Source organism: Streptomyces thermovulgaris (genome assembly GCF_002155915.1).
Classification (GTDB): Bacteria; Actinomycetota; Actinomycetes; order Streptomycetales; family Streptomycetaceae; genus Streptomyces; species Streptomyces thermovulgaris.
This window is the reverse complement of the sequence record NZ_MUME01000117.1, coordinates 1-21,464: the sequence shown is the minus strand read 5'-3', so window position 1 is coordinate 21,464 and position 21,464 is coordinate 1. Positions and strand designations below refer to the sequence as shown.

Below are 21,464 nucleotides of genomic sequence, written 5' to 3'. Positions count from 1 at the left end.
GGCCGGGCCGGGGCCGCCGGGGTCCAGGGCCTGTCCTTCGGAACGTGCCGCGGTCGCGGGGTCCTGTGCGCGCACCGGACCCCGCTCGGGCAGGCCGGGAGGGCACCGCCGCCGGAAGCGGCCCGGTCCGGAGGACGGACGCTAGGGGCGGCGTGCCGCGCAGTCCGCGAGGTGGTCGTCGACCAGGCCGCACGCCTGCATCAGGGCGTAGGCCGTCGTCGGGCCGACGAAGCGCAGCCCGCGCCTCTTCAGGGCCTTGGCCAGGGCCGTGGACTCGGGGGTGACCGCCGGGACGTCGGCGAGGGTCCTCGGGGCCGGGCGGCCGGCCGGGTCGGGGGCGTGGGACCAGATCAGGGCGTCCAGCTCGCCGGGGGACCACTCGGCGAGCACACGCGCGTTGGCGAGCGTCGCGTCGATCTTGGCGCGGTTGCGGATGATGCCCGGGTCGGCGAGCAGACGCTCACGGTCGGCCTCCGTGAAGGCCGCGACCGCCGCGATCCTGAAGCCGGCGAAGGCGGCGCGGAAGCCGGGGCGGCGGCGCAGGATGGTGATCCAGGACAGGCCGGACTGGAACGCCTCCAGCGCCAGCCGTTCGAAGAGCGCGTCGTCGCCGTGGACCGGGCGGCCCCACTCCTCGTCGTGGTACGTCACGTACTCCGCCGCGGACAGCGCCCAGGGGCAGCGGAGGGCCCCGTCCGGGCCGGCGGCCGCGGCGCCGGCCGTCGTGCCCTCCCCGGCCGCGGTCTCGCGGACCGCGCCGTCCCGCACCGCGCCGTCCGTCACTGCTTCTCCTCCGGCCCGGACCCGGCCGAGCGGGCGTGGGCGGCGGCCCGGGCACCGGCCAGCGCGGACTCCAGTTCGGCGATCCGCGCGTCGCGCTCGGCGAGTTCGGCGCCGAGGCGGCTGAGGGCGTCGTCCACGTCGGCCATGCGGTACCCCCTCAGGGCGAGCGGGAAGCGCAGCCCCTCCACGTCCGCGCGGTTCACCGGACGGTCCGGCGGCAGCGGGTCCTGGAGCCGCTCCGGTGCCGCCTCGGGCAGCGGACCGGAGCCCTCGCCGCCGCCCACCACCGCGAGGGTCACCGCAGCGACCACGACGGCGAGCGCGACGACCAGGAACAAGAACATAACCATCGCTGGGGTCCCCACGGAGTTGTCGTATGTGTGTGGGTCCGATCGTGCCATGGGACGCTGACGGTTAGGGTCGCAGGCGGTCGAAGAGCCGGAAGGCACCGGGACGTACGAGGAGGCCACAGGGGATGCTCAGACTGGGCGGGCGTGAATTCGGCGCGCACGAACCGGTGATCATGGCGATCGTGAACCGGACCCCGGACTCCTTCTACGACCAGGGGGCGACGTTCCGCGACGAACCGGCTCTCGCGCGCGTGGAGCAGGCGGTCGCCGAGGGTGCGGAGATCATCGACATCGGCGGGGTGAAGGCCGGGCCGGGCGCGGAGGTGACCGTCGAGGAGGAGGTGCGGCGGACGGCCGGCTTCGTCGCCGAGGTGCGACGGCGGTTCCCCGACGTGATCATCAGTGTCGACACCTGGCGGGCCGAGGTCGGCGAGGCGGTCTGCGAGGCGGGGGCCGATCTGCTGAACGACGCCTGGGGCGGGGCGGATCCGCGGCTCGCCGAGGTCGCGGCGCGGTACAAGGTCGGGCTGGTGTGCGTGCACACGGGGGGCGCGCAGCCCCGGACCCGGCCGCACCGGGTGGCGTACGACGACGTCATGGCCGACATCCTGCGGGCGACCGTGGGGCTGGCCGAGCGGGCGGTGGCGCTGGGCGTGCCCCGGGAGTCGGTGCTGATCGACCCGGGACACGACTTCGGGAAGAACACGCGGCACAGCCTGGAGGCCACCCGGAGGCTGGGGGAGATGGTCGCCACCGGGTGGCCCGTGCTGGTGTCCTTGTCCAACAAGGACTTCGTGGGCGAGACGCTGGACAAGCCGGTCAAGGAGCGGCTGGTGGGAACGCTCGCGACCACCGCCGTCTCGGCGTGGCTGGGAGCGCAGGTGTACCGGGTGCACGAGGTCGCCGAGACCCGGCAGGTGGTGGACATGGTGGCGTCCATCGCCGGGCACCGGCCTCCGGCGGTCGCTCGCCGGGGGCTCGCGTAGGACGGCGGGTTACCTGCCCGCCTCCTTCGACATCAGGGCCACCGCCTCCTCCACGTCGTCCGTCAGGTGGAACAGGGAGAGGTCCGCCTTCGCCGCCTTGCCCTCGGCGACGAGGGTGTTGGCGAGCCAGTCGACCAGGCCGCCCCAGTAGGCGGTGCCGAAGAGGACGATCGGGAAGCGGGTGACCTTCTGGGTCTGGACGAGGGTGAGGGCCTCGAAGAGTTCGTCCAGGGTGCCGAGGCCGCCGGGCAGGACCACGAAGCCCTGCGCGTACTTGACGAACATCAGCTTGCGGACGAAGAAGTAGCGGAAGTTGAGGCCGATGTCGACATAGGGGTTGAGCCCCTGCTCGAAGGGCAGCTCGATGCCCAGCCCCACGGAGAGGCCCCCGGCCTCCAGGGCGCCCTTGTTGGCCGCCTCCATGACGCCCGGACCGCCGCCCGTGATCACCGCGAAGCCCGCCTCGGCCAGGCCGCGGCCCAGCCGGACCCCGGTCTCGTACTCCGGTGTGCCCTCCGCGGTCCGGGCCGAGCCGAACACGCTGATGGCGGGCGGGAGTTCGGCCAGCGTGCCGAATCCCTCGATGAACTCCGACTGGATGCGCAGAACGCGCCAGGGGTCGGTGTGGACCCAGTCGGCGGGAGCGCGTTCGTCCAGCAGCCGCTGGTCCGTGGTGCTCTTCTGGACCTGGTCCCGGCGCCGGAGGACGGGCCCCAGGCGACGCTCGTCCGGTGGCTGCTTCCTGCCCTCGGGATTGCCTGTCGGCATGTGCACTCCCTTCTCGTGCCGAACGTTCCAGCCCAGCGTAGATCTACGCGGATCACCGGCGAAGGAAGCGAACCTGTCCGCCGTGAAACGCCAGAAAACCGCCTCCCGCGCCGCCGGTCAGCCCGTCAGCCAGGCCCGCAGCCGCTCCTCGCTCTCGAGGATCCTGGCCGTGTCCACCCGCTCGTCCCGCCTGTGCGCCAGGTGCGGATTGCCGGGGCCGTAGTTGACCGCGGGGATGCCCAGGGCCGAGAAGCGTGAAACGTCCGTCCAGCCGTACTTGGGCCGCGGGGTGCCGCCGACCGCCTCGATGAACGCCGCCGCGGCCGGGTGGTTCAGTCCCGGCAGGGCACCGCCGCTGTGGTCCTCGACCACGAACTCCTCCACCCCGCAGTCCGCGAAGACCTCGCGGACGTGGGCGACGGCCTCCTCCTCGCTGCGGTCCGGGGCGTAGCGGAAGTTGACCGAAACCACGCACTCGTCGGGGATGACGTTGCCGGCCACCCCGCCGGAGATCCCGACCGCGTTCAGGCCCTCCCGGTACTCCAGGCCGTCGATCACCGGGCGGCGCGGTGTGTACTCCGCGAGGCGCCCGAGGATCGGCGCGGCCGCGTGGATGGCGTTGGAGCCCATCCAGCTGCGCGCCGAGTGGGCCCGCTCGCCCCTGGTCCTCAGCAGCATCCGCAGGGTGCCCTGGCAGCCGCCCTCCACCTCGCCGTCGGTGGGCTCCAGCAGCACCGCGAAGTCGCCCCGGAGCCATTCCGGGTGTGCCTCGGCGACGTGCTTGAGGCCGTTCAGCTCGGCGGCGACCTCCTCGTTGTCGTAGAAGACGAAGGTCAGGTCGCGGTTGGGGGCCGGGACCGTGGCCGCGATGCGCAGCTGCACCGCCACGCCGGACTTCATGTCGCAGGTGCCGCAGCCCCACAGCACTCCGTCCTCGTCCAGCCGGGACGGCACGTTGCCGGCGATCGGGACGGTGTCGATGTGGCCGGCCAGGATCACCCGCTCGGACCGGCCCAGGTCCGTCCGGGCCACGACGTTGTTGCCGAAGCGGTCCACCGTCAGGTGCGGCAGCTCGCGCAGGGCCCCCTCGATCGCGTCGGCCAGCGGCTTCTCCGTGCCGCTCTCCGAGGGGAAGTCGACGAGCCGCGCGGTCAGCCGTGCGGCGTCCAGCGTGAGGTCAAGCGTGGTGTCGGCCATGCGGTCGACCCTAACCCGCCGCACTGTTCCCGCGCCGCCGTCCGGTGCTCTCACCGGTTCTCCACACCCGGCTCAGCAGCCCCGGCGATCTCCAGTACCTTGATACACGTGCGTGCCCCGTCCCCCTCATCCAAGCCCCGTGGCCGGCTCCTTCGGTTCGGGTCGGCCTTCGCCGTCATGCTCGCACTCGCGGGTTACATCTCGTTGCAGTACATCACCGGGCGCACCGGGGGCCCGGGCTGCGAGGTCGTCTCCGGCAAGGGCGACGGCGCCTCGTACCGGCTCACCCCGGAGCAGGCGAGGAACGCGGCGACGATCGCGGCCGTCGGCACCGGGCGCGGTATGCCCGAGCGCGCGGTGACCATCGCACTGGCCACCGCGATCCAGGAGTCGTCCCTGCGCAACATCGACTACGGCGACCGGGACTCCCTCGGCCTGTTCCAGCAGCGTCCCTCGCAGGGCTGGGGCACGCCGGAGGAGATCATGGACCCGACGTACTCGGCGGGGATCTTCTACGACCACCTGGCCAAGGTCCCCGGCTACACGAGGCTGCCGCTCACCGTGGCCGCCCAGCGCGTGCAGCGCAGCGGCTTCCCGCAGGCGTACGCCAAGCACGAGCCGGGCGCGACACTGCTCGCCGCCGCGCTCACCGGGCGCTCCACGGCCACGCTGACCTGCCGGGGCATCCCCAGCCCCACCCGGTCCGGCGGCGGCCCCGACGCGGTGCGCGCCGCGCTGGTGCGGGACTTCGGGCAGGACGTGATGCAGGAGGTCGGCGCGGAGGTGGGGCCCGGCGCCTCGCCCGCGCCCCGCCGGACCGCGCACACCAAGGGGCGGACCGTGACGCTGCCCGTGCCGGACGGCACGGCCGCCGCCGGGCGCAGTGCCCGGCAGCGGGGGTGGCAGCTGGCGCACTGGGCGGTGGCCCATGCCTCCGCGCTGCACATCGAGCGGGTCTCCTACGCCGGCCACGAGTGGCGGGCGGGCACGACCGACGGCCGGTGGCGGACGGTGAGGACGCAGGGAGCCGCGGGAGCGGAGCGGGGTGCGGGCGTGGTCCGCATCACCACGATCAAGCGGTAGCCGATCACGCGGCGGCCCTCACGCCCGGGCGGCGGCCGACGCGGCCGAGCGGGGGCCGGCCGAGCGGCAGCCGGCCCGAGCGGTGTCCGGTCGGGCAGTGACCGGGCGGCCGGGTGGCCCGCCCCGGGCCGTCGGCCCTTGTCAGCCCAGCCGTGCCGCTGCCGCCGCCACCCGCTCGTCCGTGGCCGTCAGGGCCACGCGGACGAAGGAGGCGCCCGCCGGGCCGTAGAAGTCGCCGGGGGCCACCAGGATGCCCAGGTCGGCCAGGTGGGCGACGGTGTCCCAGCAGGGCTCGTCCCGTGTGGCCCACAGGTAGAGGCTCGCCTCGCTGTGCTCGATGCGGAAGCCGTGGGAGAGCAGGGCCCGGCGCAGGACGGCGCGGCGGGCGGCGTAGCGTTCGCGCTGCTCGTGGACGTGGGTGTCGTCGTTCAGGGCGGCCACGGCCGCCGCCTGGGTGGGCGCCGGGGTCATCATGCCGCCGTGCTTGCGGATCTGGAGCAGCGGGCCGAGGACGGCCGGATCGCCGACCAGGAAGGCGGCGCGGTAGCCGGCCAGGTTGGAACGCTTGGAGAGGGAGTGCACGGCGACGATGCCGTCGTACGAGCCGCCGTTCACATCGGGGTGGAGCACCGAGACGGGGTCCGCCTCCCAGCCCAGCTCCAGGTAGCACTCGTCGGACAGGACGAGGACGCCGTGCTCGCGGGCCCAGGCGACGATCCGGGTGAGCTCCTCCTTGCCCAGGACCCTGCCCGTGGGGTTGGAGGGCGAGTTCAGCCACAGCAGCTTCAGGTGCGCCGGGTCCAGGTCCGTCGGGTCGTCGTAGGTCTCGTGGTCCGCGCGGGCCAGGCGGGCACCGACCTCGTAGGTGGGGTAGGCCAGCCGCGGGTACGCCACCTTGTCGCCGGGGCCCAGGCCCAGCTGGGTGGGGAGCCAGGCGACCAGTTCCTTGGAACCGACGACGGGCAGGACGTGCCGGTGGGTGAGCCCCCGCGCGCCGAGGCGGCGCCCGGCCCAGCCGGTGATCGCGTCGCGCAGCTCGGGCGTGCCCCACACGGTGGGGTAGCCCGGGGAGTCCGCCGCTCCGATCAGTGCCTTCTGGACCAGTTCGGGCACCGGGTCCACCGGGGTGCCGACCGACAGGTCGACGATGCCGTCCGGGTGGGCCGCGGCCTTCTTCTTGTACGGCTCCAGCTTGTCCCAGGGAAACGTGGGAAGCCGGTCGGAGAGTGCGGACACGGGGATCAGGCTCACTTTCGGTTGCGGCAAACACCTCGGTCCCGTGCGGCGGTCGGAGCGCTCGGGGCGGTGGAGGCCGTACGGGACCGAGGCGGCGCGGTGTGCGGGCCGCTGAAGACTGGATTTACGCCTGCGGCGGCAGCGCGGCGATGATCGGGTGGTCGCGCTCGATCAGTCCGAGCTTGCTGGCACCGCCGGGAGAGCCGAGCTCGTCGAAGAACTCGACGTTGGCCTTGTAGTAGTCCTTCCACTCCTCCGGCACGTCGTCCTCGTAGAAGATTGCCTCGACCGGGCAGACCGGCTCGCAGGCTCCGCAGTCGACGCATTCGTCCGGGTGGATGTACAAGGACCGCTGGCCCTCGTAGATGCAGTCGACCGGGCACTCCTCGATGCACGCCTTGTCCTTGACGTCGACACAAGGCTGCGCGATGACGTAGGTCACGCTGTCGTTCCTCCTCGATAGGGCGCTGGCGGGCCTCGGCAGGCTCCGCCGCCTGGCGCGCGGGAGCGCGGCGTCGTCGATGCCCGCCCCTAGTATCTCCGTTCCGGTGCATGATCCGTACAGGAGGGGTGGACAGACCCGTGGAAATATCTGCTTCAGGGCGCCTCGAGGTCCGTATCACCGCTGCTGACGTGGGTAAACGGGTTTCCGTGCGGCGTGTGGCCGACCCCGGCACGCCGGGCGGGAAGTTCACCGACACGGTCGGTGTCCTCACCTCCTGGGACAACGGTGTGCTGGTGATCACACGAAGGAACGGCGAGACCGTCCGCATCCTGGAATCCTCCCTGGTCGCGGGCAAGGTCGTCCCGGCCGCGCCGGCCCGGCGCCGGGGTCCGGCCGCCACGTTCGAGGAGCTCGCGCGGGCTGCGGCGCGGGCCTGGCAGCCGCTGGAGAGCGAACGGCTGGGTGACTGGGTGCTGCGGGCCGCGGCCGAGAAGGAGCCGCGCGACGCCTCCGCGCGGGGAACGGCCGGGCGGCGGACGGGCTTCACCCGCCGGGCCAACTCCGTGCTGCCGCTCGGCGATCCCGGTCTTCCGCTCGACGAAGCACTGGCCGTCGTACGACGCTGGTACGGCGAGCGCGGCCTGCCCGCGTACGTCCAGGCCGCCACCGGAGCCGAGGGCACGCAGGAGATGCTGTGCGCGGAGCTGGAGCGGCGGGGCTGGGTGCGCGAGGTGAGTGCCGAGCTGTGGATCGGGGCGCTCGCGCCGGTCGCGGACCGGTCCGAGGGCTCAGGGGTCGTGCTGTCCCGTACGGCCGACGAGGCGTGGCTTGCGCGGTACCGGCGCAAGGGGGTGAGCGAGGTGGCCCTGAAGGTGCTGGGCAGCGGGCCGTCGGTGTGGTTCGCGAGCGTGCCCGGCGAGGGGGAGGTGCCCGCGGCGATCGGACGGTGCGTCGTCGACGGGCGGTGGGCGTCCTTCTCGGCCGTGGAGGTGGATCCGGCGCTGCGGCGGCGGGGACTCGCCACCACCGTGCTCGCCGCGCTCGCCCGCCGGGCCCTCGACGAGGGCGCGTCGGCGGCCTGGCTGCAGGTCGAGACGGACAACACGGCGGCGCGCGCGCTGTACGGTGCGCTGGGTTTCTCCGCGCACCACGCGTACCACCACTACCGCGAGCCGGACCCCGGTCCGGGCGCGGTGCCCCAGGACGCCGGTACCGTCCGGTCGTAGCGATCGTCGTGGAAGGGCACGAGGCTGCCATGCGTTCCCTTGATCCTCCGCCGCCCGAGCGCTCGGCCGAGCTGCGCCGCCGGTTCGCCGAGGAGGTGCGGTCCGAGCGGCCCGACCTGACGACGCTGTGCCTGCTGGTGGGCGCGGAGGGCGACGGCGCGCTGGACGAGGCGGGCATGGACGCGGCGCAGATCGAGCTGGACCGGCTCGCGGGGCTGCTGCCCTACCGGCCGGGCGGGCCACGGGCCTGGGCCCGGGCACTGGGCGAGCTGCTGGGCGAGCGGTGCGGCTTCCACGGCTGCGCCGCGGACTACCAGCGTCTGGAGTCCTCGCTGCTGCACAAGGTGCTGGCGCGGCGGCGCGGGCTGCCGATCCTGCTGTCGGTGGTGTGGATGGAGGTCGCGCGGCGGGCGGGGGCGCCGGTGTACGGGGTCGCGCTGCCGGGGCATTTCGTGGTCGGGTTCGGGCCCCCGGGGCAGCAGGGGCACGAGCAGGTGCTCGCGGATCCGTTCGACGGAGGACGGGTGCTGACCGGGGCGGACGCGGAGCTGCTGGTGCTGGGGGCCACGGGGGCGCCGCTGCACCCCTCGATGCTCACGCCGGCGACGCCCCTGGAGGTCGTGGCGCGGATCCTGAACAACATCCGGGCCTGGGCGGCCGTGCGGCCCGAGCGGTCGGACGTGGCGCTGTGGGCGGTGGAGCTGTCGCTGCTGCTGCCGTCGCATCCCGCGCGGCTGCGGTACGAGCGGGCGCAGTTGCTGGTGCAGCGGGGGGATTTCCTGCGGGGGGCGGCGGAACTCGACGCGTACGCCGATGTCGTGGCCGCGGTGGACCGGCCCGCGGCCGAGCGGGTGCGGGAGCAGGCGCGCTCCGCGCGGGCGATGCTGAACTGACACCGCCGGCCGGCCCAGGAGGCCGTGGGACGGCCCGCGGGGTCCCGGAACACCGGACGCGGCGCCTCGGAGCGCCCTGCACGACCGTGGATGACGCACGGAGCCGCCGCCCGGTGCGGGCGGCGGCTCCGTGCGTCCGGCCGGTGCGAGGTCAGCTCGGGTTCGTCTCGATGACGACGTCCCGGTCGGTCTTGCTGACCAGGGCCTTGCGCAGGGCGCCGTACACGTCCTGGGGGGTGACGGGGGTCTTCTCCCCGGTGCCCCGGGTGATCAGCACACCCTCGAAGGCCTTTCCGTAGAGCTCCTCGAGCACCTTCAGGTCGGGGCTGTCGACGAGCTTGCCGTTCACGGCCTTCACCCGCAGGAACTTCCACAGGGACCTCTGCGGGCTGAACTCGATGAAGTGGGTCTCGTCCGTCCTCGCGATGACGTTGGCCGACATCGCGGGCTCCGCGAACTCCTTCATCATCCGGTCGACCTCGGCGTCGGAGACCGTGGGCTGCTGGGTGGTGGTGGGCAGCCGGACCGGTGCGGCCGAGCCCGTCTCCACCTGGGTGCGGTACGCCTCCTGGATCGCCTCGGTCGAACGGGCCACGTCGATGCCCTTGCCCGGCTTGCCGTAGACGGGGACGGCCCTGCCGGACTCGAACTTGATGCCGCCCTCGACCACCGAGCCGGCACTGCCCGAGACGTTCTTCAGGGCGGCCTGCAGCTTCTCCTCGTCGACCGGCATCCGCGGCTCGATCTCGCGCTGGTTGCCGAACAGGGAGCCGATCACGGAGACGGGGTTGTAGTCGCTCTTCGCCGCCGCGCCGGCCGTGGCCTGGGTGTCGAACCGGAGGCCGGCCTGCTCCGGCTTGAGGGTGACCGTCTTGCCGTCGACCGACAGCTTCAGCGGCTGGTTCATCCGCTCGCCGAAGGCCCTGTCGAGCTTCTTCACCGCCTCGTCGCGGGTGCTGCCGCCGATGTCGACGCCGAGCACGGTGGTGCCCTTGGGCACGTCGGACCGGTTCATCAGCAGCCCGGCGCCGTAGGCGACCCCGGCCACGAGGACCACGCCGCCGACGAGCAGGGGCAGCTTGCCGCGGCCCTTCTTCGGGGCGGCCGAGGAGGCGGCGGTGTGGTCCTGGTCCTCCCCGGGCGCCTCCGGCGGGGTGGGCCCGAAGGAGCCGGGGCCGTCGTCGAACGGCTCGCCCGCGCCGGGGGTGATCACCGGCATGTCGCGGGTGGTGTCCGCCTGGGCGCCGCCGTACCCCGGTGCACGGGGGGCCGGTGCGGGTTTCTGCGGGGTGAGGACCGCGGTGTCGTCGCTCAGCCCGCCTCCCGGGCGTGCGCCGTACGGGCCGGGAGCGCCCGGGGCGCCGGGAGCACCGCCCGGGTGTCCCGCGGGTCCGCCGGCGGTGTTCGGCCGCAGCCGGCCGTCGCCGGTGACCGGGCCGCCGGTCGGGCCCGCGGGGCCCTGCGGACCGCCCGGCCCGCCGGGGCCGTCGAAGCCGCCGGGACCGCTCTGCCCGGCCTGACCGGCCTGATCGCCCTGACCGGCCTGACCGGTCTGACCGGTCTGCTCGTCCTCGAAGTCCTGGAAGTCGGGGCGCAGCACCGGCAGTGCCTCGGTCACGTCGAGGGAGTCGGTGCCGCCGCCGTGGCCGGGGGCGACGGGGCCGCCGGTGGCGCTGGGCAGCCCGGTGCTCTTGGCGGAGCCGGTTCCGGGGCGGGCGCCGGGACGGGGGCCGGAGGGGCCCGCGCCCAGGGGTCCGCCCCCCGTGCCGGAGGGCCCCGCACCGGGGGCTCCCGTGCCGGACGTGCCCGTGCCGGAGGGACCCGCGCCGGAGGGACCCGTGCCGGAGGGACCCGTGCCGGAGGGACCCGTGCCGGGCCTGCTCGCCGTGGACGAACCGGCGGACGGTCCGGTCGTGTTGGCGGTGCTCCCGCTCTGACCGCTCTTCTTCACCGGGAACTTGCGGGGCGCGAACCAGTCGCTGACCGTCTTCTCCTCGGGCTGCGCCGGAGGTTCGGCGGCCGGCTCCGCGGAGGGCTTGGCCGCCGGTGCGGCCGGCGTCTGCTGCGTCTCGTCGCCGGTGCCCGCCTCGGCGGTGTCCTCGGTCCTGGCCTCGGAGTCGGCCGAGGAGACGGGCTTGCGCACGACCACCGGAGGAATCGGCCTGGAGCCGGGGATGTTGATCCGGATCCGGGTCGTCAGCGTGGTCTCGGTCTTGCGTTCCTCCCGCGCGGCCGAACCCCCCGCGTCCGCACGGTCGTCGGACACCGCCGGGATGCCGTACGGCGGGGTTCCCGATGGGTAGGCGGGTCCACCGCGCCCGTTGGGCCCGGAGGACGAGGTGTCAGTTTCACGACTCAAGTCAGGTTCTCCCGGTTGGCTCCGCCGCCCGTCATGACCTCACTGCGGGCGGCTCGGCGGCGCGCACCACCATACTGGCCACTTCCGGCCTGTTTCCCGGGACCGCCGGGAAGCGGGCACCGGACCTCGGGGGTGGCACAGGGGGAAGTGGTACGTCACTTGCCACGTCGGGCGTCACCGTCGTCGGGCTGCCGCCCGGGTCCCACGGTGGCGCATATCACAGCAAGAGCCATGCCGCCGAGCAGAAAGGCATAGGAACCGCCGCCGGCCGCGAACATGAAGTCCCCTTCCGGACGGCTGGTGGTGAGCAGGACGATCATGACAACCCAGCCCGCGGCGCCCGCCACCGCCCCGCCCCGGTTGCCCATGGCCCTCGCCCCGCCCAGGAAGAGCCCGGCGGCACCGGCGAGTGCGAGCAGCAGCCCGCCGGGGAACCAGGCGGACTGCACGAGTGCCCCCGCGGCCCCGGTCACGGCGCCGAGCAGGACGAGCCCCAGGTAGGCGAGGATCCGTCCGGCGGAGGGAGGCTTGAGGGGCTGCGCGAGCGGGGACCCCGGTCCGGCCGAACTCACGGTGCCACCTCCTCGGTCCCCTCGGTCCCGGCGATCCCGGCGATCCCGGCGATCCCGGCGATCCCGGCGAAAAGATCGGTCTCCATCTCACCAGCCCGTTCCCCGCGCACCAGCTCGTAGTACTCGGTGGTGAAGACGGGCTGGGCAAGCTTATTGGACAGCGCGAAGTACGGTTCGGCCACCTCGATCTGGGTGGCGTGCGCCCGCATGGCGGCGGCCTTGGCGGCGGCGTACGCGGTTCCGTCGATCCGTGTGGTGACGCGCTCGTCGTCGACGACACCGGGAACGTCGCCGACGGTGGCGGGCGTGTCGAACGGCAGCTCGGGCAGGTCGTCCTCGAGCCGGGCGAAGGCGGCCTCGGCGACGGAGCGCGGCACCCGGTTCCAGTAGACCTTGGCGATCCGCCAGGGCCCGCCGAGGTCGGGCCGTACGGCGGGGTCGGCGGCCAGGTCGACGGCGCGCATGGCGATGCGGTGGGCCTGGATGTGGTCGGGGTGGCCGTAGCCGCCGTTGTCGTCGTAGGTGACGAGGACCTGGGGCCGCACCTCGCGGATCACGGCGACGAGGTGCTCGGCGGCCTGGTCGACGTCGGCCTGCCAGAGACAGCCGGGGTCGTCGTTGTCGGGCAGTCCCATCATCCCGGAGTCCTGGTACCGTCCGGCGCCGCCGAGCAGCCGGACGTCCTCCACCCCGAGCTCCCGCATGGCCGCGTCCAGCTCCTGCCGCCGGTGCGCCCCGAGGGCGGCGCCGCTCAGATGCCGCAGCCCGGCCGGGATGACCTCGCCCCGCTCCCCCAGCGTGCAGGTCACCAGGGTCACCTGGGCGCCCTCGGCGGCGTATCGCGCCATGGTCGCCCCGTTGTTGATCGACTCGTCGTCGGGATGCGCGTGCACCAGCATCAGCCGTCGGGCGGCCCGTTCCGTCATGGGACAACCCTACGAGGAGCCGGGTCCTGCCCGGCACACAGCACGTGCGACGTCCCCTGAGAGATGAACCACGTCCGGGCCTTGACGGACCGGTCCCGGCCGTGGCCCGCGCTCACGCGTCCGGCGCCGCCGGACGGAGATCCCGCACCTCTCCCGGCGCCTCACGCCCCGCGCGGTGCGGCCTCTGGCTCCCCGGCCGCGGGCCGTGATCCCGTCGGCCGGGGTTCGTGTGCTCGGCGGCGAGCTGTTCGAAGGAGGTGCCCGCGAGCAGCCGGTCGAGTGCGTCCAGCAGGTGGGGGCACTCCCGGGCCGGGTGCTCGGCCGGGCACCCGAGCGCATGGATAAGGAAGTCCCTGGCCTCCTGGGCCCGGGCGATCAGCTCCTCCAGCTCCGCGATCCGCTCGCCGACCGTCGCGCGCCACCGCCCGCTCGTGTCGTCCAGCACGGCGGCGGCCGTGTGCAGACGGATGCCCAGCCGCTGTGCGATCCGGAGGAATGCCAGACGGCGCATCTCCTGCAGACCGTAGACCCGCTTTCCGTTCACGCGTGCCGCCGGCCGCACGAGGCCGCGCTCCTCGTAGTAGCGCAGGGCCGAGGTCCGCACGCCGAGTCTCCTGGCGGCCTCGCCGATGGGAATCAGGTCCATGCCCTCATTTGACTTCAAGCCGACTTGAAGCGGGAGCCTGGGCGCATGGAGAGCACGACGCCCTGGACCCTGGGGAAACCGACCCGTTCGCCGTTCGCGGTGCCGAGCGGGCTGTCCGGCCGGCTCGCCGGCCGCATCATGCTGTGGACGAACCGGCAGCAGGAGCTGCTCGGCCTGCTCGACGTCCGGGAGGGGGAGCAGGTCCTGGAAGTCGGCTACGGCCCCGGCGGGTTGATCCGTCTGCTGCGGCGGACGCCCGCACGGCGGATCTGCGGGGTCGACCCCTCCCCGCAGATGCGCGACCTGGCCGCACGGCCGCACAGGGCGGAGATCGCCGCGGGACGGATCGACCTGCGGCTGGGCACGGCCGAGCGCACGGGCTTCGCCGACGCGGAGTTCGACTGCGTGGTCTCGGTGAACAATGTGGCGATCTGGCCGGACCTCCGGGCGGGACTGGACGAGATGCACCGGGTGACCCGCGCCGGAGGACGGGTGCTGATCGCCTGGCACGGCGGGACGCGCCCCTCCCGCATCGCCCGCGGTCTCGTCCTGCCGCCGGACCGGGCCGCCCGGATCGAGCAGGAGCTGCGCGGCCTCTTCTCCGCCGTCACGCGCCACGAGACGACCACCCTGACCGTCTGGTCCGCCGTCCGCTGAGCCGAGGCCGCCGCCGCTTCGGACTCACCCCTGCCGGACGCCCTCCTGCCGCCCGTGCCCTCGCACCGGCTCGCGAACGGAACGGGGCGCCGGGTGCGCACGGGGCGAGGTGCGCCGCCCGGCCGGGACACGGGGGACACGTCCCTGGCTGACGGCGATGCCCGCGACGACGATCAGCGCACCCACCGGCTCGTTCCAGGAAACGGCCTCGCCGAGCACCACGACGCCGAGGACCACCCCCACGACCGGGGTGAGGTAGGTGACGGTCGAGGCACGGGTGGCGCCCCACGCGGCCACGACATTGGTGTTCCACACGTACGCCAGCCCGGTGCCGGCCACCCCCAGCACGGCGACGCCGAGCACCGCGCGCCACGACGGGTGGACCGGCGAGGCCGCGACGAACGGGGCCGCCAGCAGCATGATCACCGCGCCGAGGCCGACCTGGACGGCCGCCACCTGGAGCGCCGACAGCCCGCGCGGGGAGACGTACCGGCGCAGATACACGAAGGCCAGCCCGTAGGAGAACGTCGCCAGCAGACACGCCGCCTGCGCCGCGCCCCCGCCCCCGGCGAGCCCCCGCCAGGGTCCGAGCACCACCACGACACCGGCGAACCCCGCGATCAGCCCGGCCAGCCTGATCCGGTCCGGGCGCTCACCGGGCAGCGCCACCCACGCCACCATCGTGGTCATCAACGGGGTCGTGGCGTTGCAGATGCTGGCAAAGCCCGACGAGACATGCAGCTCGGCCCAGGCGAACAGCAGGAACGGCACCACGCACAACAGCACCGCCACCACCGCCAGATGCCCCCACACCGCCGCGGCCCGGGGCAGCCGCTGCCGGGTCACCGCCACCACGACCAGCAGCGCCGCCGCTCCGGCCACCAGGCGGCCCAGCACCACCTGCGCGGGCGAGAATCCCTCCAGGCCCACTTTGATGAACAGAAAGCTCGACCCCCAGGTCAGCGCCAGCACAAGGAACTGACCGAACACCGCGGGCGAGCCTCCCGCCCTGGGCCGCGTCATCCGTCCTCCCCGGGTCCTCGGACCCCGCCGGCCGGGCAGCCCACGGCACCGGCGCCGGGCCGGCTTCCGTGGGCCCCTGTGCCCTTCCGGCAGGTCACAGCACGTCGGCACCCCAGCCTCCCAGGGCGGTCCGCCGCCTGCTGGCGGCATTCGGACCTCACGTTCGCAGCACCGGGCAACGCCTCCCGGCGGCCTCGGTGCGGGCACGGACCACCCGGCTGAGTGACGGCCCGGCGGCCTGCCGTCAGGACGGGAGCCGCAGTTCGGCCCAGACCGTCTTGCGCGGGAAGCGTTCCTCGGCGACGCCCCAGCGGTCGGCGAGGGCCTCCACGAGCAGCAGGCCACGGCCCGACTCGGCGTCCGCGCCCGGCTTTCGGGGCTCCGGGCGGCGGTCGCTGCGGGTGTCGGTGACCTCGATGCGGAGGGTGCCCCCGACCACGTAGAGCGTCAGACGGAAGCTGCGGCCGGGGACCCGGCCGTGGGTGACCGCGTTCGCCGCCAGCTCCGCCACGACATGGCTCGCCGCCTCGACCGGGAGCTCCCACTCGCGGAGCTGGTCGGCGGCGAGCAGCCGGGCCAGGCGGGCGCCTCGCGGGGTGGACGACAGAAGCACGCTGAAGCGGGGGACGCCGGTGTCGCGTGGGGTGTCGAGCGGAACTGTGGTCTCGGCGGTTTCCTGATTCACGTCACTCAGCGTGGCCGCACGGCCCTACCGTGACGGGTGATCGATCCGTCACGTAGAGCGACTGTCCACGGCTTGTCCAGTGCTGTCCAAGCTGTCGCCGGCGTTTCTACGGGTACGGCACAGCACGACGAAGGAGCACACATGTCGGTGGACGGCGAGGCGGTACGGCCCCGGAGCGACGCCGAGACGACGGACGAGCCGGGGTGGGAGGTGGACCCGGAGGACCACTGGGCACTCGCCGTCGTGGCCACCGTGGGACGGCAGTTGAGGCTGCGACGGGAAGCGGTGGGCATGCGCGTCGCGGAGTTCAGCGCGGCCATCGGCTACGGCGACGACCTGGTCTACAAGATCGAGAGCGGAAAGCGGATCCCCCGGCCCGAGTACCTGGACGCGGCAGACAGGATCCTGAACGCCGGCGGGCTCGTGGCGGCGATGAAGGAGGACGTGGAGAAGGTCCGCTACCCGAAAAAGGTTCGGGACCTCGCACACTTGGAGGCACGGGCGGTCGAGCTTCAGCTCTACAGCCCGCTGACTATTCCTGGATTGCTGCAGACGCCGGAGTACGCGCGAGCGCTGTTTCAAATGCGGCGTCCTGCCCATACCGCAGATGATGTGGAACGAGGCGTGGCCGCGCGCATGGCCCGCAAGGCCGTATTCGATCGAGACCCTGCGCCTGAATTCAGCTTTGTTCAGGACGAGTGGACGCTTCGGCGGCGCCTCGGAGGTAGAGCGGTGATGCGCCGGCAGCTCGAACACCTGCTGGAAGTGGGGAAACTGCGGAACGTCGAGATCCAAGTGATGCCGATGGACCGCGAAGAGCACGCCGGAGTGGATGGAGGAATCGTGGTGCTGAAGTTCGAGGACGGCACGGGGGTGGGGCGCTCGCCCGGAATCGCCAATGGCCGCCCGGTCAGTGATCTGCGGCAGCTCCGTATCCTTGAGTTGCGGTATGGCATCATCCGGGCGCAGGCTCTCACACCCCGTGAGTCGACTGCCTTTATCGAGCACCTGCTGGGGGAGACATGAGCCACAAGACCTCGTCCAGGGACACCTCTGACCTGACGTGGTTCAAGAGCAGCTACAGCGATGGCGCGGAAATCGACTCCTGCGTGGAAGTAGCGCTGGACTGGTTCAAGAGCAGCCACAGCAGCGGCAGCGAAGGCGACTCCTGCGTGGAGGTCGCCACCGAGCCCCGCACGGTCCACGTCCGCGACTCCAAGAACGTCGACGGCCCCCGGCTCACGCTGACGCCCGAGGCCTGGACCCACTTCGTGGCGTACGCCTCCTCCCAGGGCTGATCCCAGAGCCGACGTCTACTCGGCCGGGGCGTGGGCGACAGCGGCGTCCCGGCCGACGCGCTCCCTCACGGCCCGCTGGAAATGGGCGCACTGGGTGATGTCCTCGTGCTCGCAGCCGAGGGCGCACTCGACGAGGGCGAGGGAGGCCTGTGCGGCCGCGATGCGGGAGCGCAGCGCCTCGGCCTCCTCGCGCAGGAGGCTTCGCCGCTCCTCGGCGTCGGAGACCCCGGTCAGTGAACGGATGGCGTCGAGGGAGAGCCCTGCCTCCTTGGCCCGCAGGACGACGGCGACGCGTGTGAGGTCGGCGGTGCGGTAGCGGCGGCGGCCGGCGGCGTCACGTGCCGGGGCGAGGAGCCCTCTCGCCTCCCAGTGCCGCAGGACGTGCGTGGCCAGACCGAAGTGTGCGGCGAGCTCCCCGATGCTCATCGAGCCCTGCTCGCCCTCCCCGGGCGTTCTCTGCGCGCTTGACTTCATGTCGGCATTAAGTCCCAGTCTGGCGCTCATGACCAGGGAAACCGAACAGATGCCCCCGCCGGCGCACGACCTCATGGCGCGGCTCGACGCCGCCGACCGGCTGCCGGGCGCCGAGCGCTTGCGGGCCCTCTCCTACGACGCGCTCGGCGCCGTTCCCGGGACGTCCGTGGTGGACGTGGGCTGCGGCACCGGACGGGCCGTGGCGGAACTGACCGGACGAGGTGTGAGAGCCGTCGGTGTGGACCGCAGCGAACGGATGATCGCCGCGGCCCGCAGCCGGTGGCCCGAGGCGGACTTCCGGATCGCGGAGGCGTACGAACTGCCCCTGCCGGACGCCTCCGTGCACGGCTACCGGGCCGACAAGGTGTTCCACGAGCTGGCCGAGCCGGAGCGGGCGGTGGAGGAGGCCCGCAGGGTTCTCGTGCCCGGCGGGCGGATCCTGCTGGTGGGCCCGGACTGGGACACCCTCGTCGTCGACTCCGACGATCCGGCCCTCACCCGCACCCTCGTCCACGCCCGCGCCGATCTGATCACCAACCCGCGTGCCGCTCGCCGCTGTCGCAACCTGCTGCTGAACGGCCGCTTCCGCGATGTGACGGTCGAGGTGCACACGAGCGTGTTCACCGGACCGGAGATGATGCCCCTGCTTGCCGGCCTGGCCGAAGCAGCCTGCTCCACCGGTGCCGTCACGCGCGAACAGGCGGACGGCTGGATCGCCGAGCAGCGTGCACGTGTCGACGCCGACCGCTTCTTCCTGGCGCTGCCGGTGTTCATGGCGGCGGCGACCCGGTGAGGCGACGCTCATCCGGTCCGGGCACGGACCGGAGCCCCGTGTCCAGGCGTCGCCGTCCCTTGATGCCGACCCGTCGTCACTGCGCTGACCCTTTGTCGCGTCCTGTCACGTCGCCGGGCCGGCGGTGCCGGACGCCCGGGAGCAGGCGAACTGAAGGGCGAGGGGTGAGGACTCGCCCTTCGGGCGTCCGGTCCGGCGGGTCAGAACCTGATACTGCCGATCATCCCCGCGATGTTCGAGGTCACTTCGCTGATCGTCGGTGCGACCGTGGAGGAGGCGAGATAGAAACCCAGGAGCATGCACACGACCGCGTGACCGGCCTTGAGGCCGGACTTCTTGATCAGTAGGAAGACGATGATCGCCAGCAGCACCACCACCGAAATCGAGAGTGCCACGGCGGCTCACCTCCAAAGGTCCCCAGGACTGGGGGTGTCGGGGGTAACGGGGGTCGGACTATGAGGGGCAGATAAATCCACACAGGGGGCAGCAGGTTCATACCCACTATGCGCTAACGATCATAACTATCCGCACGTGCGCATCGGGTGGCGCACGGCCGCACAAGGGGGCGCATGGCCAATATGGTCTTGGCATGACGACAGAGCCTGTCTCCTTCCCCCGACGGCATGCCCGCACCCAGCGGTTCACCCTCGGCGCGCCGCGTGCGTTCACCGTGGCCCCCGACGCCTCCCGCGTGGTGTTCCTGCGGTCCGGGTCCGGCACGGACCGGGCCAACGCGCTGTGGGTGCTCGACCTGGCGAACGGTCAGGAGCGTGTGGCCGCCGACCCCCGCGCCCTTCTCGGCGGCGCCTCCGAGCACCTGTCCCCCGAGGAGCGGGCACGCCGGGAGCGGACGCGCGAGGGGGGCGCCGGCATCGTCGGATATGCCACCGACACCGCCGTGGAGTTGGCGTCTTTCGCCTTGTCAGGTCGGCTTTTCACCGCCGAGCTGCGGGCGGGCACCACACGTGAACTGACCGTCCCGGGGCCGGTGATCGACCCCCGTCCCGCCCCCGACGGGCGGCATGTCGCCTATGTCTCCGGCGGTGCTCTGCGGGTCGTGGGCGCCGAGGGGGAGGGCGACCGGGCGCTCGCCGAGCCGGAGGAGGAGGGCGTCACCTACGGCCTCGCGGAGTTCGTCGCGGCCGAGGAGATGCACCGTCACCGGGGCTTCTGGTGGGCGCCGGAGTCGGACCGGCTGCTCGTGGCACGGGTGGACGAAACGCCGGTGCGGCAGTGGTGGATCTCCGATCCGGCGCACCCCGAACGGGAGCCGAGCCGGGTCCGCTACCCGGCCGCCGGCACCGCCAACGCGGACGTACGGCTGTTCCTCTTCGGCCTGAAAGGTGACCGCACGGAGGTCGTCTGGGACCGGGACCGCTACCCGTATCTGGCCCATGTGCACTGGTCAGAGGCCGGAGCACCGCTGTTGCTCGTACAGGCGCGCGATCAACGCAGTCAGCTGTATCTGGCCGTGGACCCCGACACCGGGGCCACGCGCCTGGTGCACGCCGACGAGGATCCAACTTGGCTTGATCTTTTCCCCGGGGTTCCCTGCTGGTCCCCCTCCGGACAGCTCGTCCGGATCGAGGACGAGGGCGGTGCGCGGGTGCTGGTGGTCGGTGAACGGCCGCTCACCGGGGCGCAGTTGCATGTGCGGGCCGTGCTGGACGTGTCGGACGACGACGTGCTGGTCTCCGCCTCGGCCGGGGAGGAGGCCGCCGCACCCGAGATCGGCGAGGTGCATGTCTACCGGGTCAACGAACTCGGCGTGGAGCGGGTGAGCCAGGAGCCCGGTGTGCACTCCGCCGTCCGCGCCGGGGGTGTGACCGTGCTGGTCTCCGCGACGCTCGACCGGCCCGGCGCCCGGGTGCGGGTGCTGCGCGAGGGCCGGACGGTGGCCACCGTCCGGTCCCACGCGGAGGATCCCGGGCTGTCTCCCCGCGTGACCCTCACTCAGGGGGGCGCACGCCGAATTCCGTGCGCCGTGCTCATGCCCACGGACTACTCCGGTGATGCGCCTCTCCCCGTGCTCATGGATCCGTACGGCGGTCCGCACGGCCCCCGGGTGCTCGCCTCGCACAACGCGTACCTCACCTCCCAGTGGTTCGCCGACCAGGGCTTCGCGGTGATCGTCGCCGACGGCCGGGGCACCCCGGGCCGCTCCCCCGCCTGGGAGAAGGCCGTCCACCACGACTTCACGATCACCCTCGACGACCAGATCGAGGCCCTGCACGACCTCGCGAAGACCCATCCGCTCGACCTCGACCGGGTGGCGATCCGGGGCTGGTCCTACGGCGGCTACCTGGCGGCCCTGGCCGTGCTGCGCCGCCCGGACGTCTTCCACGCGGGCATCGCGGGCGCCCCGGTCACCGACTGGCGGCTGTACGACACCCACTACACCGAGCGGTACCTGGGCGACCCGGCCGCGCACCCGGAGGTGTACGCCCGCAGCTCCCTGGTCACCGACGACGGGCTGTCCGACCCGGCCGAGCCGCACCGGCCGCTGATGATCGTGCACGGTCTGGCCGACGACAACGTGGTGGTCGCCCACGCCCTGCGGCTGTCCTCCGCCCTGCTCGCCGCCGGCCGTCCGCACGAGGTGCTGCCGCTGTCCGGGGTCACCCATATGACTCCGCAGGAGCAGGTCGCCGAGAATCTGCTCCTGCTCCAGGTGGACTTCCTCAAGCGTTCCCTGAAACTGGGCTGAGCATCCGCTCAGTGCGCTTGCGGGCCGCCGTCCCCGTCGGCGTCCGGCTCCCCGGGCGGCACCACCCGCCGCTCCGCCGCGAAGTGGCACGCCGAGTCGTGCGCGGCCGGTCCGGTGCCGTGGCGGAACTGCGCGGGCACCGCCAGCGGCGGCACCTCCCGCGCGCAGCGCTCCCGCGCCTTGAAGCAGCGGGTGCGGAAGCGGCAGCCGGAGGGGATGTCCGCCGGGGACGGCACATCGCCGGTGAGGACGATCCGCTCCCGGCGGTCCCGGGCGTCCGGGTCGGGCACGGGGACGGCGGACAGCAGCGCCTGGGTGTAGGGGTGCGTCGGGTGTTCGTAGATCTGCTCGTCCGTG

General features: G+C 73.1%; 24 protein-coding genes. 9 read left to right on the top strand and 15 right to left on the bottom strand.

Features of this window, described 5'->3' with window-relative positions:
- Nucleotides 1-141 precede the first annotated feature (141 nt).
- The gene (locus CCN35_RS12170) at nt 142-768 is read right to left on the bottom strand and encodes a DNA-3-methyladenine glycosylase I (RefSeq protein WP_067397634.1); all 627 of its coding nucleotides are present in this window, start codon (nt 766-768) and stop codon (nt 142-144) included.
- An 11-nt stretch (nt 769-779) separates the two neighbouring features.
- A complete protein-coding gene (locus tag CCN35_RS12165) occupies nt 780-1,133 on the bottom strand; it encodes a DivIVA domain-containing protein (RefSeq protein ID WP_067397613.1) in 354 nt (117 codons plus the stop codon).
- Nucleotides 1,134-1,258: 125 nt separating this feature from the next.
- Here CCN35_RS12165 and folP point away from each other — a divergent pair, with 125 nt between their 5' ends.
- Nucleotides 1,259-2,119: a dihydropteroate synthase gene (gene folP / locus CCN35_RS12160; protein WP_067397612.1), complete on the top strand. Its 861-nt coding sequence runs from the start codon at nt 1,259-1,261 to the stop codon at nt 2,117-2,119.
- Nucleotides 2,120-2,128: 9 nt separating this feature from the next.
- Here folP and CCN35_RS12155 read toward each other — a convergent pair whose 3' ends face one another.
- Together CCN35_RS12155 and dapE are read right to left on the bottom strand one after the other, a co-directional pair.
- Nucleotides 2,129-2,887 (bottom strand): LOG family protein, encoded by a 759-nt coding sequence (locus CCN35_RS12155; RefSeq protein WP_067397611.1) that lies wholly within the window; start codon nt 2,885-2,887, stop codon nt 2,129-2,131.
- A 117-nt stretch (nt 2,888-3,004) separates the two neighbouring features.
- On the bottom strand, nt 3,005-4,084 hold the full coding sequence (dapE, locus tag CCN35_RS12150) for a succinyl-diaminopimelate desuccinylase (RefSeq protein ID WP_067397610.1): 1,080 nt from the start codon (nt 4,082-4,084) through the stop codon (nt 3,005-3,007).
- Between the two features lie 177 nt (nt 4,085-4,261).
- On the opposite strand from dapE, the gene CCN35_RS12145 reads away from it, so the two are divergent.
- Nucleotides 4,262-5,167 (top strand): VldE C-terminal domain-containing protein, encoded by a 906-nt coding sequence (locus CCN35_RS12145; protein ID WP_067397609.1) that lies wholly within the window; start codon nt 4,262-4,264, stop codon nt 5,165-5,167.
- A gap of 141 nt (nt 5,168-5,308) precedes the next feature.
- Here the strand turns inward: CCN35_RS12145 and CCN35_RS12140 are convergent, their stop codons facing one another.
- Both CCN35_RS12140 and fdxA read right to left on the bottom strand, forming a co-directional pair.
- The gene (locus CCN35_RS12140) at nt 5,309-6,403 is read right to left on the bottom strand and encodes a bifunctional succinyldiaminopimelate transaminase/glutamate-prephenate aminotransferase (RefSeq protein WP_067397633.1); all 1,095 of its coding nucleotides are present in this window, start codon (nt 6,401-6,403) and stop codon (nt 5,309-5,311) included.
- Nucleotides 6,404-6,527: 124 nt separating this feature from the next.
- Nucleotides 6,528-6,845: a ferredoxin gene (gene fdxA / locus CCN35_RS12135; RefSeq protein ID WP_067397608.1), complete on the bottom strand. Its 318-nt coding sequence runs from the start codon at nt 6,843-6,845 to the stop codon at nt 6,528-6,530.
- 140 nt (nt 6,846-6,985) lie between these two features.
- On the opposite strand from fdxA, the gene CCN35_RS12130 reads away from it, so the two are divergent.
- Nucleotides 6,986-8,074 (top strand): GNAT family N-acetyltransferase, encoded by a 1,089-nt coding sequence (locus CCN35_RS12130; protein ID WP_067397607.1) that lies wholly within the window; start codon nt 6,986-6,988, stop codon nt 8,072-8,074.
- Nucleotides 8,075-8,103: 29 nt separating this feature from the next.
- On the top strand, nt 8,104-8,967 hold the full coding sequence (locus tag CCN35_RS12125) for a transglutaminase family protein (protein ID WP_067397606.1): 864 nt from the start codon (nt 8,104-8,106) through the stop codon (nt 8,965-8,967).
- 151 nt (nt 8,968-9,118) lie between these two features.
- On the opposite strand, the gene CCN35_RS12120 is transcribed toward CCN35_RS12125, so the two are convergent.
- From CCN35_RS12120 to CCN35_RS12100, 4 genes are all read right to left on the bottom strand, one after another.
- Nucleotides 9,119-11,326 (bottom strand): peptidoglycan binding domain-containing protein, encoded by a 2,208-nt coding sequence (locus tag CCN35_RS12120; protein ID WP_211285513.1) that lies wholly within the window; start codon nt 11,324-11,326, stop codon nt 9,119-9,121.
- 155 nt (nt 11,327-11,481) lie between these two features.
- On the bottom strand, nt 11,482-11,898 hold the full coding sequence (locus tag CCN35_RS12110) for a DUF6113 family protein (protein ID WP_067397604.1): 417 nt from the start codon (nt 11,896-11,898) through the stop codon (nt 11,482-11,484).
- A complete protein-coding gene (gene mshB / locus CCN35_RS12105; protein ID WP_086792589.1) occupies nt 11,895-12,824 on the bottom strand; it encodes an N-acetyl-1-D-myo-inositol-2-amino-2-deoxy-alpha-D-glucopyranoside deacetylase in 930 nt (309 codons plus the stop codon). Before mshB ends, CCN35_RS12110 begins: the two co-directional genes overlap by 4 nt.
- Nucleotides 12,825-12,936: 112 nt before the next feature.
- A complete protein-coding gene (locus CCN35_RS12100; protein ID WP_086792586.1) occupies nt 12,937-13,470 on the bottom strand; it encodes a MerR family transcriptional regulator in 534 nt (177 codons plus the stop codon).
- A 45-nt stretch (nt 13,471-13,515) separates the two neighbouring features.
- Here CCN35_RS12100 and CCN35_RS12095 point away from each other — a divergent pair, with 45 nt between their 5' ends.
- A complete protein-coding gene (locus tag CCN35_RS12095) occupies nt 13,516-14,127 on the top strand; it encodes a class I SAM-dependent methyltransferase (protein WP_086792584.1) in 612 nt (203 codons plus the stop codon).
- Nucleotides 14,128-14,151: 24 nt separating this feature from the next.
- Here CCN35_RS12095 and CCN35_RS12090 read toward each other — a convergent pair whose 3' ends face one another.
- A complete protein-coding gene (locus CCN35_RS12090; protein ID WP_086792582.1) occupies nt 14,152-15,150 on the bottom strand; it encodes a DMT family transporter in 999 nt (332 codons plus the stop codon).
- A gap of 244 nt (nt 15,151-15,394) precedes the next feature.
- The gene (locus CCN35_RS12085) at nt 15,395-15,835 is read right to left on the bottom strand and encodes an ATP-binding protein (protein ID WP_086792580.1); all 441 of its coding nucleotides are present in this window, start codon (nt 15,833-15,835) and stop codon (nt 15,395-15,397) included.
- A 141-nt stretch (nt 15,836-15,976) separates the two neighbouring features.
- On the opposite strand from CCN35_RS12085, the gene CCN35_RS12080 reads away from it, so the two are divergent.
- Both CCN35_RS12080 and CCN35_RS12075 read left to right on the top strand, forming a co-directional pair.
- Nucleotides 15,977-16,861 (top strand): helix-turn-helix domain-containing protein, encoded by an 885-nt coding sequence (locus CCN35_RS12080; protein WP_067397598.1) that lies wholly within the window; start codon nt 15,977-15,979, stop codon nt 16,859-16,861.
- On the top strand, nt 16,858-17,133 hold the full coding sequence (locus tag CCN35_RS12075) for a DUF397 domain-containing protein (RefSeq protein ID WP_067397597.1): 276 nt from the start codon (nt 16,858-16,860) through the stop codon (nt 17,131-17,133). The genes CCN35_RS12080 and CCN35_RS12075 overlap by 4 nt, the downstream gene beginning before the upstream one ends.
- A 15-nt stretch (nt 17,134-17,148) precedes the next feature.
- Here the strand turns inward: CCN35_RS12075 and CCN35_RS12070 are convergent, their stop codons facing one another.
- The gene (locus CCN35_RS12070; RefSeq protein ID WP_067397596.1) at nt 17,149-17,607 is read right to left on the bottom strand and encodes a MerR family transcriptional regulator; all 459 of its coding nucleotides are present in this window, start codon (nt 17,605-17,607) and stop codon (nt 17,149-17,151) included.
- Nucleotides 17,608-17,635: 28 nt separating this feature from the next.
- Between CCN35_RS12070 and CCN35_RS12065 the strand changes: the two genes are divergently transcribed.
- Entirely contained in the window at nt 17,636-18,400 is a 765-nt protein-coding gene (locus CCN35_RS12065) for a methyltransferase domain-containing protein (protein ID WP_067397595.1), read from the top strand.
- 200 nt (nt 18,401-18,600) lie between these two features.
- Here CCN35_RS12065 and CCN35_RS12060 read toward each other — a convergent pair whose 3' ends face one another.
- Nucleotides 18,601-18,795 (bottom strand): hypothetical protein, encoded by a 195-nt coding sequence (locus tag CCN35_RS12060; RefSeq protein WP_067397594.1) that lies wholly within the window; start codon nt 18,793-18,795, stop codon nt 18,601-18,603.
- A gap of 194 nt (nt 18,796-18,989) precedes the next feature.
- On the opposite strand from CCN35_RS12060, the gene CCN35_RS12055 reads away from it, so the two are divergent.
- Complete coding sequence (locus CCN35_RS12055; RefSeq protein WP_086792577.1) at nt 18,990-21,107, top strand: S9 family peptidase; 2,118 nt, start codon at nt 18,990-18,992, stop codon at nt 21,105-21,107.
- Between the two features lie 8 nt (nt 21,108-21,115).
- Here CCN35_RS12055 and CCN35_RS12050 read toward each other — a convergent pair.
- The coding region (locus CCN35_RS12050; RefSeq protein WP_143631497.1) for an oligopeptide/dipeptide ABC transporter ATP-binding protein at nt 21,116-21,464 on the bottom strand (349 nt) is incomplete at its 5' end.

Coding starts and splice junctions, on each gene's coding strand:
- CCN35_RS12165 (WP_067397613.1), bottom strand. CDS start 1,133: ATGGTTATGTTCTTGTTCCTGGTCGTCGCGCTCGCCGTCGTGGTCGCT.
- folP (WP_067397612.1), top strand. CDS start 1,259: ATGCTCAGACTGGGCGGGCGTGAATTCGGCGCGCACGAACCGGTGATC.
- CCN35_RS12155 (WP_067397611.1), bottom strand. CDS start 2,887: ATGCCGACAGGCAATCCCGAGGGCAGGAAGCAGCCACCGGACGAGCGT.
- dapE (WP_067397610.1), bottom strand. CDS start 4,084: ATGGCCGACACCACGCTTGACCTCACGCTGGACGCCGCACGGCTGACC.
- CCN35_RS12145 (WP_067397609.1), top strand. CDS start 4,262: ATGCTCGCACTCGCGGGTTACATCTCGTTGCAGTACATCACCGGGCGC.
- CCN35_RS12125 (WP_067397606.1), top strand. CDS start 8,104: ATGCGTTCCCTTGATCCTCCGCCGCCCGAGCGCTCGGCCGAGCTGCGC.
- mshB (WP_086792589.1), bottom strand. CDS start 12,824: ATGACGGAACGGGCCGCCCGACGGCTGATGCTGGTGCACGCGCATCCC.
- CCN35_RS12100 (WP_086792586.1), bottom strand. CDS start 13,470: ATGGACCTGATTCCCATCGGCGAGGCCGCCAGGAGACTCGGCGTGCGG.
- CCN35_RS12095 (WP_086792584.1), top strand. CDS start 13,516: ATGGAGAGCACGACGCCCTGGACCCTGGGGAAACCGACCCGTTCGCCG.
- CCN35_RS12090 (WP_086792582.1), bottom strand. CDS start 15,150: ATGACGCGGCCCAGGGCGGGAGGCTCGCCCGCGGTGTTCGGTCAGTTC.
- CCN35_RS12080 (WP_067397598.1), top strand. CDS start 15,977: ATGTCGGTGGACGGCGAGGCGGTACGGCCCCGGAGCGACGCCGAGACG.
- CCN35_RS12075 (WP_067397597.1), top strand. CDS start 16,858: ATGAGCCACAAGACCTCGTCCAGGGACACCTCTGACCTGACGTGGTTC.
- CCN35_RS12070 (WP_067397596.1), bottom strand. CDS start 17,607: ATGAAGTCAAGCGCGCAGAGAACGCCCGGGGAGGGCGAGCAGGGCTCG.
- CCN35_RS12065 (WP_067397595.1), top strand. CDS start 17,636: ATGACCAGGGAAACCGAACAGATGCCCCCGCCGGCGCACGACCTCATG.
- CCN35_RS12055 (WP_086792577.1), top strand. CDS start 18,990: ATGACGACAGAGCCTGTCTCCTTCCCCCGACGGCATGCCCGCACCCAG.